The organism is Bacillus sp. BC05(2025) (assembly GCF_056725905.1).
This window is the reverse complement of record NZ_JBWYRA010000003.1, coordinates 222,045-234,479: the sequence shown is the minus strand read 5'-3', so window position 1 is coordinate 234,479 and position 12,435 is coordinate 222,045. Positions and strand designations below refer to the sequence as shown.

At 37.2% G+C, this 12,435-nt stretch carries 11 protein-coding genes and 1 pseudogene; 2 read left to right on the top strand and 10 right to left on the bottom strand.

Annotated elements, in window-relative coordinates:
• Positions 1–12 precede the first annotated feature (12 nt).
• From bfmBAA to ACZ76X_RS11905, 6 genes are all read right to left on the bottom strand, one after another.
• Positions 13–1,014: a 3-methyl-2-oxobutanoate dehydrogenase subunit alpha gene (bfmBAA, locus tag ACZ76X_RS11930; RefSeq protein WP_000852554.1), complete on the bottom strand. Its 1,002-nt coding sequence runs from the start codon at positions 1,012–1,014 to the stop codon at positions 13–15.
• Positions 1,015–1,041: 27 nt separating this feature from the next.
• Positions 1,042–2,463: a dihydrolipoyl dehydrogenase gene (lpdA, locus tag ACZ76X_RS11925; RefSeq protein ID WP_001051291.1), complete on the bottom strand. Its 1,422-nt coding sequence runs from the start codon at positions 2,461–2,463 to the stop codon at positions 1,042–1,044.
• Between the two features lie 4 nt (positions 2,464–2,467).
• Positions 2,468–3,571 carry a butyrate kinase gene (gene buk / locus ACZ76X_RS11920; RefSeq protein WP_098667353.1) on the bottom strand — a complete coding sequence of 368 codons (1,104 nt, stop codon included), beginning with the start codon at positions 3,569–3,571 and terminating at the stop codon, positions 2,468–2,470.
• An 87-nt stretch (positions 3,572–3,658) separates the two neighbouring features.
• Positions 3,659–4,759 (bottom strand): leucine dehydrogenase, encoded by a 1,101-nt coding sequence (locus ACZ76X_RS11915; protein WP_000171362.1) that lies wholly within the window; start codon positions 4,757–4,759, stop codon positions 3,659–3,661.
• A gap of 35 nt (positions 4,760–4,794) precedes the next feature.
• A complete protein-coding gene (yqiS, locus tag ACZ76X_RS11910) occupies positions 4,795–5,694 on the bottom strand; it encodes a phosphate butyryltransferase (RefSeq protein WP_479850551.1) in 900 nt (299 codons plus the stop codon).
• Positions 5,695–5,889: 195 nt separating this feature from the next.
• Positions 5,890–7,962 (bottom strand): sigma-54 interaction domain-containing protein, encoded by a 2,073-nt coding sequence (locus ACZ76X_RS11905; RefSeq protein WP_479850550.1) that lies wholly within the window; start codon positions 7,960–7,962, stop codon positions 5,890–5,892.
• Positions 7,963–8,098: 136 nt separating this feature from the next.
• Between ACZ76X_RS11905 and ACZ76X_RS11900 the strand changes: the two genes are divergently transcribed.
• Positions 8,099–8,332, top strand: a complete 234-nt coding sequence (locus ACZ76X_RS11900; protein ID WP_098667350.1) for a DUF2627 domain-containing protein — start codon at positions 8,099–8,101, stop codon at positions 8,330–8,332.
• Positions 8,333–8,381: 49 nt separating this feature from the next.
• Here the strand turns inward: ACZ76X_RS11900 and ACZ76X_RS11895 are convergent, their stop codons facing one another.
• Positions 8,382–9,110, bottom strand: a complete 729-nt coding sequence (locus tag ACZ76X_RS11895) for a glycerophosphodiester phosphodiesterase (RefSeq protein WP_098667349.1) — start codon at positions 9,108–9,110, stop codon at positions 8,382–8,384.
• A gap of 50 nt (positions 9,111–9,160) precedes the next feature.
• On the opposite strand from ACZ76X_RS11895, the gene ACZ76X_RS11890 reads away from it, so the two are divergent.
• Positions 9,161–9,307: a YycC family protein gene (locus tag ACZ76X_RS11890; protein WP_001247671.1), complete on the top strand. Its 147-nt coding sequence runs from the start codon at positions 9,161–9,163 to the stop codon at positions 9,305–9,307.
• Between the two features lie 127 nt (positions 9,308–9,434).
• On the opposite strand, the pseudogene ACZ76X_RS11885 reads toward ACZ76X_RS11890, so the two are convergent.
• The 3 genes and pseudogenes from ACZ76X_RS11885 to spoIVB form a co-directional block, all read right to left on the bottom strand.
• Positions 9,435–9,641 (bottom strand): annotated as a pseudogene (locus tag ACZ76X_RS11885) (glycosyltransferase family protein); the annotation flags it as partial.
• Positions 9,642–10,020: 379 nt separating this feature from the next.
• Positions 10,021–10,815, bottom strand: coding sequence for a sporulation transcription factor Spo0A (gene spo0A / locus ACZ76X_RS11880; protein WP_479850549.1), 795 nt, complete (start codon positions 10,813–10,815; stop codon positions 10,021–10,023).
• 287 nt (positions 10,816–11,102) lie between these two features.
• Entirely contained in the window at positions 11,103–12,401 is a 1,299-nt protein-coding gene (gene spoIVB, locus ACZ76X_RS11875; protein ID WP_098667348.1) for a SpoIVB peptidase, read from the bottom strand.
• Between the last annotated feature and the right edge of the window lie 34 nt (positions 12,402–12,435).

Sequence of the window (12,435 nt, the reverse complement as noted above, 5' to 3'; positions counted from 1 at the left end):
AAACGTTCCCCCCTATTCTGCGTATACGTGCTTCAATGCATCTTCAGGTGCTGCATACGGAGCATTTTCTGCATATTCTGTTGCTTCGTTTACGATATGCATAATTTCGTCTAACATTTGTTTTTCAGATTCCTCAGTTAACACGCCAACCTCTTTTAAATAAGCAGCAAATGTTATGATCGAATCATTTTTCTTCGCTTCTTCTACTTCTTCTTTATCACGATAAACACGATCATCATCGTCACTTGAATGTGCTGTTAAACGATATGATACTGTTTCAATTAATGTTGGACCTTCACCACGGCGGCCACGGTCTGCCGCTTCTTTTACAGCTTTATATACTGCAAGCGGATCATTTCCGTCTACTGTATATCCAGGCATACCGTATCCAATTGCACGGTCTGATACATTTTTACATGCTAATTGTTTTTCAACTGGAATAGAGATTGCGTATTTATTATTTTCACACATGAAAATAACAGGTAACTTGTGTACGCCAGCAAAGTTTGCACCTTCATGGAAATCCCCTTGGTTAGAAGAGCCTTCTCCGAATGTAACAAACGTTACTAAATCTTTCTTTTCCATTTTTCCAGCTAATGCAATACCAACTGCATGTGGTACTTGCGTTGTTACTGGAGATGAACCTGTCACAATACGATTTTTCTTTTGACCAAAGTGACCAGGCATTTGACGACCACCAGAGTTTGGATCTCCAGCTTTCGCGAAACCAGATAGCATAAGCTCTTTCGCTGTCATACCAAACGCTAGTACAACACCCATATCACGGTAGTATGGTAATGCATAATCTTTCTCTCTATCAAGAGCGAATGCTGCTCCAACTTGTGCTGCCTCTTGTCCTTGACAAGAAATTACGAATGGAATTTTACCAGCACGGTTTAATAACCACATACGTTCGTCGATTTTACGTGCAAGTAACATCGTACGGAACATTTCTAATACTTGCTCATCACTTAAGCCAAGCTCTTCATGGCGCTTTTCTTTTACTTCTGCCATTTTTCATAACCTCCTAAATCCACATTTTTATGCGTGTAACGCTTTTCCATCTACAGCTAACGCTGCTTCACCAATCGCCTCAGATAATGATGGATGCGGATGAATTGTATGTGCTACTTCCCAAGGTGTTGCATCAAGTACTCTTGCAAGACCAGCTTCAGAAATCATATCTGTTACATGTGGTCCAATCATATGAACACCAAGAATGTCATTTGTTTCTTCATCAACTACAAGTTTTACGAAACCATCTGATTCGCCGTATACAAGCGCTTTTCCGATTGCACGGAATGAGAACTTACCTACTTTTAACTTATAGCCTTTTTCTTTCGCTTCTTGTTCTGTTAAACCGACAGAAGCAACTTCCGGACTGCTATATACGCATTTTGATACCATAGAATAATCAATTGGTGTAACTTCTTTACCAGCAATATGCTCTACTGCAACAATTCCTTCATGAGAAGCAACGTGAGCAAGCTGTAAACCGCCGATTACATCACCGATTGCGTAAATATGAGATTCTTTCGTTTGATAAAACTCATTTGTTTGAATGTATCCTTTTTCCACAACGATATCCGTATTCTCTAAACCAATATTTTGCGTATTGGCTTGTCGTCCTACAGATACAAGCATTTTTTCTGCTTTAAATTCTTTATTTTCACCGTTATGTTCAGCTTGGATTGTTACTCCATTATCTTTTACCAATGTTTCTGGTAATACTTTTGCACCAGTTACCACTTTAATACCTTTTTTCTTGAATAGACGTTGCATCTCTTTTGAAACGTCTTGATCTTCTAGTGGTAGTATTGTTTTCGCATACTCTAAGACTGTAACTTCTACACCAAAGTCAGCAAGCATAGATGCCCACTCAATACCGATTACACCGCCACCAACGATAATAATCGAACTAGGAAGCGTTTCCATTTTTAGAGCATGATCCGAAGACATTACATACTCTCCGTCTAATTCTAAACCTGGTAATGAATTTGGACGAGAACCTGTTGCAATAAGTACATTTTTCGGAATTAACATTTCATTCTCTTCTCCACTTGCAAGTTCAACTGAAATTGTCCCTGGCATCGGAGAGAAAATAGATGGGCCAAGAATACGGCCAATACCTTCAAACACATCAATTTTACCTTGTTTCATTAAGTGTTGAACACCTTTATGAAGTTGCGTTACAATCTTCTCTTTACGCTCTTGTACTTTCGCAAAGTTTAGTTCTACATTACTTGCAATAACCCCGAACTCTTCGCTTTTTTTAGCAGTTGCGTATACTTCCGCACTACGTAAAAGGGCTTTACTAGGAATACATCCTTTGTGTAAACAAGTACCACCAAGATTTTCTTTTTCAACAAGTGCAGTTTTTAAACCTAGTTGTGATGCACGAATTGCAGCAACATATCCACCAGTACCGCCGCCAACGATGACTAAATCATATTCTTTTGCCATTATCTCAACCCCTAGCTACCGTTTCTTTTTCACGTACAATATATTCTTTTGGAGCTTCTTCTTCACGCAGTACACGAAGTGCTCCTTCTGCTAATGCTTGTAATTCATCTTCTCCTGGATGTACGATAACATCTGCAATCCAGTCTACTCGTTCTTTTATTTCATCAACAAGAATTTTACTGTAAGCAAGTCCACCAGTTAATACGATTGCATCGATTTTCCCGTGAAGTACAGCGCTAGCTCCGCCAATCTCTTTTGCAACTTGATACGCCATTGCCTTATAAATTAGGGTTGCTTCAGGATCACCTTTTTCAACCATTTGTTCTACTTTAATCGCATCATTTGTACCGATAAGACTTACAAGTCCACCTTGTCCAACAAGTTTTTTGACCATTTCGTCTCGGTAATACTCACCCGAGAAGCACATTTCAACTAATTGTCCTACTGGTACTGTACCCGCACGTTCTGGGCTAAATGGTCCTTCTCCATTTAAACCATTATTCACATCGATAACTTTTCCTTTTTTATGAGCACCAACTGTAATACCGCCGCCCATATGTGTAACTAATAAATTTAAATCCTCATATTTGTGGTTTAATTCTTCAGCTACTTTACGAGCAACTGCTTTTTGGTTTAATGCATGGAAAATACTTTTCCGTTCCATACCAGCGATACCACTTATACGAGCAATTGGCTCCATTTCATCTACAACGACAGGGTCTACAATAAATGCCGGAATATTTAATCCAGAAGCAATTTCATATGCTAAAATGCCCCCAAGGTTTGAAGCGTGATGACCGCTAAACCCATTTTTTAAATCTTCTAACATTGCATCGTTTACTGTGTATGTTCCGCCTTCGATTGGACGAAGTAATCCCCCGCGTCCACAAACTGCGTTTAACTTTGAAATGTTAATACCGTGAGAATGTAGAACTTCTAAGATCGTTTCTTTACGGAACTCATATTGGTCAATAATTCGCTTATATTTTCCAATCTGTTCTTCGTCATGACGAATAGTTTCTTCTAAAACGGGTCTTTCATTATCAAAAACACCGATTTTTGTGGATGTACTACCCGGATTAATAACAAGAATTCGATTTAAAGACACTGTTGCTACCTCCACTAATAAATTCAAAAGGAGGTGGAAACCTCATAAGAGGTAACCACACCTTTTGTAAAAGTAATATATGAATGATTAGCGACGGCTAATAATGTCGTGACCGTTGCGTAAGTATGTGCTACGAGAGTTTTTCAAGCTTGCAATGCGCTCTTCAGCTAGACGATCAGCTGCTACATAAGTTGCAATGCCATCGCGTTTTGAAATTTCGATTACTTTTGCAATTGTGTCATAAATTGACTCAACGCGTTTTAATGCACGTTCTCTATTGTATCCATATAACTCGTCTGCTACGTTAATTACGCCACCTGCATTAATTACATAATCTGGTGCGTATACGATACCCATTTCATGAATGATGTCGCCGTGACGATCTTCTTTTAATTGGTTATTTGCAGAACCAGCGATTACTTTTGCTTTAAGTTGTGGGATAGTTTCGTCATTAACTGTTGCGCCTAATGCACATGGTGCGTAAATATCACATTCAACACCGTAAATTTCATTTGGCTCAACTGCTGTTGCACCGAATTCTTCTACTGCACGTTGTACAGCTTCTTTATTAATATCTGTAACGATTAGTTTTGCTCCTTCAGCGTGTAAATGTTTGCATAGGTGATATGCTACGTTACCAACACCTTGAACAGCAATTACTTTTCCTTCTAAATTATCAGTACCGAAAGCCTCTTTCGCAGCAGCTTTCATACCACGATACACACCGTATGCAGTTACTGGAGATGGGTTACCAGAAGAACCGAATGATGGTGAAATACCTGTTACAAAGTCAGTTTCTTCGTGGATAATATCCATATCATCTACTGTTGTACCAACATCCTCAGCTGTGATGTAACGTCCGTTTAGTCCTTGAATGTAACGTCCTAATGCACGGAACATCGCTTCGCTCTTATCTTTACGTGGATCACCGATAATTACTGTTTTCGCACCACCTAAGTTTAAACCAGCTGCTGCGTTTTTGTATGTCATCCCTTTTGCAAGACGCAATGCATCTTCAATCGCCGCTTCTTCAGAATCATATGTCCACATTCTTGTTCCACCAAGAGCTGGTCCAAGTGTTGTATCATGAATTGCAATGATTGCTTTTAAACCAGATTCTTTATCTTGACAAAATACTACTTGCTCATAATCATATTTTTCTAAGTATTCGAAGATTTCTAATGTCATTGTCGTTTCCCCCTAATTGTTTTACCCTATTTGGTTTATTTTGAAGCAGTCGCAACTGCCAATGCTAATGAATATACTTTTGTTTCTGCTGAATCAGCACGAGATGTTAAAACAATCGGTGCTTTTGCGCCAGCAATCATTGCTCCTACTTTTGCATCCGCAAAGTATACGAGTGATTTATATAGCACATTTCCAGCTTCAATCGTTGGGACGAGTAAAATGTCTGCCTTACCTGCTACATCACTTACTATGCCTTTATGTTCTGCTGCAATTTGTGATACTGCATTATCTAAAGCAAGTGGTCCATCAACGACACAATTTTTAATTTGTCCGCGGCGATTCATTTGAGTTAACATCGCTGCATCAATTGTCGCTTGCATCGAAGGATTCACAACCTCTACTGCTGCAATTGGTGCTACCTTTGGCAAATCAATTCCTATTGCCCGGGCAACTTCTACAGTATTCTGTATAATAGCAGCTTTCTGTGTTACATCAGGTGCAATGTTCATCGCTGCATCTGTAACAAAAATGAGACGATCGTAATTTGGAACTTCAAATGCTGCAACGTGTGAAAGTACGCTACCTTTACGAAGTCCCCACTCTTTATTTAATACAGCTTTCAAAATATTTGCTGTTGGGATGTTTCCCTTCATGAGCACATCTGCTTCGCCATTTCTTACAGCTTTCACAGAAAGTTCTGCAGCCTCAGCACTTGACTGTGCTGCAATCACTTCGATATGTTCTGAAGTTTGTAAACTATGTTCTTGTAACATCCCCATTATTTTTTCTTGGTTTCCATATAGACGAAATTGAGCTAGCTGTAATGTAATTGCTTTTGCTACAGCTTCAATTACTTCATGATCTTCAGCTACTGCTACAGCCACAGTTTTTTTAGGCTGGCCTGCCGCTTGATCAATTAAGTGTTCTAACTTCATATTTTGTAATCAACCCTTTCCGTCGTCCCTCGTCTTTTTATAAAGCAAATACCGTGCCAACTTTTAAAAGTGGTCTTACCAATAATGAAAACGCATTCAAAATGCAGTAAAATCAATACTTCGGAAAATAACAAAAGATTCTGTCTTATTTTGTCGCTTTTTGTATACCATGCAACAAATTGCACGGTACGCAATTTATTGCATGCTATTTTTTGCACACTCATACTTTTCTAGCTTGTAATATAAATTTCGAACCGAAATTCCTAACGCTCTTGCCGTTTGTGTTTTATTTCCACCAAATCTCTCTAAATATTCATGAATGATATTCCCTTCAAACTCCGTCACTAAATGTTCAAGTGGCTTTTTTTCTAACTCAGGTAATAAATGAGCTTGCTTTGACTCCACTTGCTCTTCGTTATGTAATGGAGGTAAATGGTTTACATCAATATAAGTCTCGTTATAATTCATAAAGATAATAGCTCTCCCCAAAATATTTTCAAGTTCCCTCACATTCCCTGGCCATTCATATGATTGTAAATACGAAATAGCCGAATCGGTGAGCCCCTCTATATTCCGGCCATAATCCTGATTAATTTTTTGAATTAATCTTTCTGCAATCGCTGGTATATCACCTTTCCGCTGACGAAGAGATGGAATTTGGATTGGAATTTTATTTAATCGATAATATAAATCCTCCCTAAACTCTCCTTCTAGAATGGCCTTTTCTAAATTCACGTGTGTTGCTGCAATTACCCGCACATTAATAGGGATCGCTTTCGTTCCACCAACTTTTACAATCTCTTTTTCTTGCAAAACGCGAAGGAGTTTTGCTTGTGTATTTGCAGATAGTTCCCCTATTTCATCTAAAAAGATACTACCGTTATTCGCTTCCTCAAAGAATCCACGTTTCCCCCCTCTTTTCGCGCCAGAAAACGCCCCTTCCTCATAACCAAATAATTCACTTTCTAACAACGTCTCCGAAATAGCTGCACAGTTTACACGAACGAACTTATTATATTTTCGATTACTTCCATTATGGATAGCATGTGCAAACAATTCTTTACCTGTCCCTGACTCCCCGCGTAGCAATACTGTTGCTGGTGTATTCGCCCCCAGTTTCGCCTGCTCAATAGCAGCCGTTGTTTCATCTGAATTTCCGACAATGTCATCAAATGAATATTTCGCTTCTAACGTTCGAATAATTTGCCTTGCTCGATTCAATTCATTTGTTAACTTTTGAATTTCTGATACGTCACGAATTACACCAACGCTTCCTTTTAATATTCCATCCACAATGACCGGTGCTACGTTTACAATTACGTCTCGCTTTTTTTGTCCAATCTTCATATGTATTCCTCGTACCGCCCTACGCGTTCGAAGTACTTTCATATGCATACTTTCACCTTCTACAATATCAGTTGTAGCTGGCTTCCCAATAATGTCCTCTTCTGTTAAACCTGTTAATTTCGTATATGCAGGGTTAATTACTAACCCTCGACCTTTTTCATCCACGACCGAAATGGCTTCCTCAGACGAGTTAATAATCGCCTCAAGTAACGTTTGAATCTCCTTTAAATCTGTAACTTCTTCAGCAAGATCTACAACCTCTGTTATATCTTTAAAAATCGCAAATGCCCCTTGCACTTCTCCTCCCTCTTTTAATATTGGAATACGGGTTGTAATAATTTTCTTTCCATTCTCAAGCGTCAATTCATAATTTACTTCTATTTGTTTCGTACGTATAATACGAAGCAACTTACTAGTCGGAATAACTTCTAAAATATATTTGCCTACCGCATCTTCTTTTTTATACCCAATAATACGCTCTGCACTTTTATTAAATAGGCGAACTTGTCCTTCTTGATCAATCACTATCATACCGTCATGCGTAGAGTTTAAAATTAAATCACCTTGCTGTGTTTGCTCTTCTAACTTTCCAATTAAATCTTCCTTCTCATGCGCTAATCTCGTAACAATCTTTGCAATATCACCTGGTATAAGAAGAGTATCTTTATGCTTTTTCTTTAATAAATCTTTATGTAAATGATCGTCACCTGTCATATCAAACATTACATCAATGTGCATAGAAAGAAACGGAGTCACACTCTCTCCAATTGCAATCCCGTATTCCTTTGCCATTTGTAACCCTTTTGCTATCGGATTTATATCAATAATCCCTATAATTTGAAATATATTCGAACTCTGTAACAGACGCAGCAGTGTACTACCACCTTCACCTGCACCAACAATTAAAACTTTTTGTTTCATATATTCCACTTCCTCTCGAAGTATCTCTGCAAAATTTTTCACACCCTTATCTTACTCGTTCAGCCCCCTCTTGACAAACCCCCTTTTCATATAACATCATTAAAATAAACAAAATAATCTGAAAAGGAGCGTTTATATGCAGCGTTACCTCGCTCTATTATTAGCACTCATCCCTATTTCATTAGCTGTGCTTGGCATTAAGTTAATGAGAGATACAGTATTCGGGATTCTATTTCCTCCCCTCTCTATACTTTGGTTACAATTTTTAATTGGCGCTCTTTGCTTCGGACTCGGTTTTTATATTTTTGGTGGCTTTGTCTTACACCGAGACCGTAAACGAAATAAAGTACAAGCTCGCTTTAGAAGATAGGAAATCCTCACTATTTATCAATAAAAAAATGAGACCGTTACACGCGGCCTCATTTTTTTATTGGCAATAACGTTCTTGCCGTTTCAGGATAATCAGTAATAATTGCAGAAATTTTCATATCAAAATATTTCCGCATAAGTGTTTCTTCATTAATTGTATAGGGGCGAACCTCTACATCACTTTCCATCGTTAGTTCAGCAATAGCATCTTGAAGATAACGATAATTAGGGTGTACTGCTGTAGCGCCCATTTTTTTCGCATATGCCCATGGACTATGCAAACCTTCGCGATATAAAATCGCTGTTTGGATATCAGGAGCCATCATATGACACCTTTTCATACTGTAGTGATTAAATGAGGAAAATATAACACGATCTTCTAAATTAAATTTACGTACAAGCGTTATAACTTCTTCCTCTAAGCCTCTGTATGGAATTTTATTATTTTTAAGTTCAATATTAAGCAGCAACTCTGTTTGTTCAATCCATTCTAACACTTCTTCTAAAAGAGGTATTTTACAAAACCCTACTTTATCACCAAATTTATAGCTCGCATCTAATTTACATAAATCCTCATATACATAATTTCGAACCGCACCTTTTCCATTTGTTGTCCGGTTCACTGTTTCATCATGAATGACGACAACCTTTCCGTCTTTCGTTAATTGAACATCAAGTTCAATTCCATCCGCTCTAAAAGATTCCGCTGCTTCAAATGAAATCATCGTATTTTCTGGGTATGTTCCCGCTGCACCACGATGTGCAAATATAAGAGTCATCCTCACTCCCCCAATCTTATGCTATACTATACGAAAAAGGAGGTACTTCTATGAGACCATTACAAATTTCTCCAGATACTGCTGTCCGCCTATCAAAAGCATTAGGTGTTCCACTTGAACAACTTATGCATATGCCGCAGCACATTTTAATTCAAAAGTTAGTTGAATTAGAAAAACAAAATAAAGACGAAGAATAATACAGTCCTGTTTTGCAGGACTTTTTATTATTTTTTATTATATCATGGATGACTTCCTCACTAAAATCCTTTAACGGATGTACTATAATTCCATTTAATCTTTTCTTTAAACATTTAGTTACTCAAATTATACATTTTGCTTTTCTTTGTTAAAAATCATAAACAATTTATACAAGCCTAAAGAAGCTGGAATATTCATAAATGCAAATGCCTCATACGTATAATGAGGAGCTGTTTCCCATAGTAACAAGAAAGCAAATACCCCTAATGTACTAATTATCGTAATTCGTATAACTTCCGATTCATTTTCATCTTTCTTTTTATCAAACACTACTTAACACCTTTACAGAATATCCCTTGAAAATATAGATAAACACACTGCCATAACAATGATTAGGTAAGCTCGATTCACTATTTTTTACAGTCATTCTTCCATTCTCCTATTTCTCTTTTTTCCAAATCAATGATACGTTATAGAGATTATGACGTTAAACCCACGTGTTTCCTGTACATATCCTTATTTTCACTGCATTTTTCTATATAAATATGTATTCCTTCAAAATCCTTAAATTAAAGTAAATAAAAAGACCAACGAATTCTAACATTCATTGGTCATGAAATAAAAAGTTCATTGGTTTTACATTTAATATCAAGTATCAATTTAAAGAATGATTAAGCTTTATTAAAACTTATATCTCTTACTATTTTTACTCTCAGCTAGCCTTATGTTCAAGTCTCAACTTATCCGCAACCATTGCAATGAACTCGGAATTCGTAGGTTTTGCTTTTGACATAGATACTGTATAACCGAATAAGGACGAAATAGAATCGATATTCCCACGACTCCATGCTACTTCAATTGCATGACGGATTGCGCGTTCAACGCGGCTTGCTGTTGTATTATATTTCTTCGCGATATCTGGATACAATACTTTCGTAATAGATCCAAGTAATTCGATGTCATTATACACCATAGAAATTGCTTCCCTTAAGTACATGTACCCTTTAATATGAGCTGGCACACCAATTTCATGAATGATACTCGTAATGCTCGCGTCTAAGTTTTTCGGTTTTCCATCTACTGTTGTTGCTGATCGGAAAGATGGCAGTGGACGTTTAATAGTAGCGTTCGCTTTACCGCTCACTTGACGAATATGACTCGTTAAATTCTCCATATCAAATGGTTTTAATATGAAATATGAAGCACCTAAGTCAACTGCTTTTTTCGTCACATCTTCTTGTCCAAATGCTGTCAACATAATTACGCTAGGCTGTCTTAACCTTTCAATATGTCGCATTTTCTCTAGTACAGCTAAACCATCTAAATGTGGCATAATAATATCTAATACGAGTACATCCGGCTGTTTATCTTTTAATAAATTTAAACACTCTTGACCATTATAAGCAGTACCGATTACTTCCATATCATCTTGAGCAGCTACATAACCCTCTAGCATTGATACTAATTCTTTATTATCATCCACAAGACATACTTTAATTTTCTCCACAGCTTTTCCTCCCTTACCGAATCGATTCTCCGACATGTGTATCCTTCTAGGCTACATGAATTGTTCGACAATTGTGTGAAAATTCCCTTTTAAAGTTTGTTACTTTCCGATAAAATCACAAAAAAATATGTTTATCGTTCATTTATTCCCTTTCGCAACACATTCCATCATAGAAATACAACGAAACGTTCAACCCTTTCCTTTTATTTTACAACAAAAAACACCTCTTGCGGAGCTTTTACAAAATTTCAACGAATTTTTCAATAGAAAAGCGAGCTAATTATTAATTAGCTCGCTTTTCTTTCTTGATCATAAATGTTAATTCCAGCCTCATGTAACATCCATTCAATATGAACACCATATCCTGATGTTGGATCATTTACAAATACATGTGTAACAGCACCAATTACTTTCCCGTTTTGTACAATTGGACTTCCGCTCATCCCTTGTACGATACCACCCGTTTTCGCTAACAAACGTTTGTCTGTTACTTTTATTACCATGCCTTTCGTTGCTGGAAACTTTTGCGGTACTGTACTAACAACTTCAATATCAAACGCTTCCACTTTATCTTGATCAATAACTGTTAATATTTTTGCCGGTCCTTCTTTTACTTGATGAGATAGTGCAATAGGCATTGCTTTATCCATTACGCCATTTGTCATATTTGTATTCAATTTGCCAAAAATACCAAACGGACTGTTTATTGTAATATTGCCAATCACTTCACGATCCGGTGAGAACCTTGCTAATTTCTCTCCTGGATTCCCATGACTACCTCTTTCAATTGATGTAACTGTCGAACGCATAATTTGTCCATCTTCGACTTGAATCGGCTTTTTTGTATCATTATCAGAAATAACATGACCAAGTGCTCCATATTTCATAGAATCAGGATGAACAAATGTCATTGTTCCAATTCCAGCTGCTGAATCACGAATATATAAACCAATGCGATATGACGATTCTCCACTGTCTTTTTGTGGTTTTAACTTAGTACGAATTTGTTTTCCATCTCTTAATAGAACAAGATTAAGCGGTTCGCCAGTTTCACCACTACTATGAATAAATGGCGCTACATCACTCATTCTTTCAATTGTTTTACCGTTAATTTCAGTAATCATATCTCCAATTTGCACACCAGCTGTTTCACCAGGAGATACTTTCCCTTTTTCAGTTTGAATTAAATGATGGCCTACAACAAGTACCCCTTTTGTGTTTAACTTCACACCAATTGATTGTCCACCTGGAATAACTTTGAAATCTTTCAATACTTTCACATTCACTTTTTTCACTGGAAAACCAGCAAGTTGAAACACCATATCTGCTTCACCATTTTGATGAGAATTTACCATAAGTCCTTGTTTTTGTTCATTTGAACTTACTGTAAACACATGACGATCTGTAGATGAAGCTTGAAACACTGGTAATGAAGCTATTTCTGATTGTTGTCCTTCAAAAACAACAAGTTGCTTCGGGGATGAAATAAACGTTCGAAGCGGTTTAAAACACCCTATAAAAACTAAAGAAACAAGGAGAAAAATACCTATTATTTTGCGAAATCTTTCTAATTTCAATTTGTTCACTCTCCTCGCTCCTACCCCACATTCAGCCTCTTGG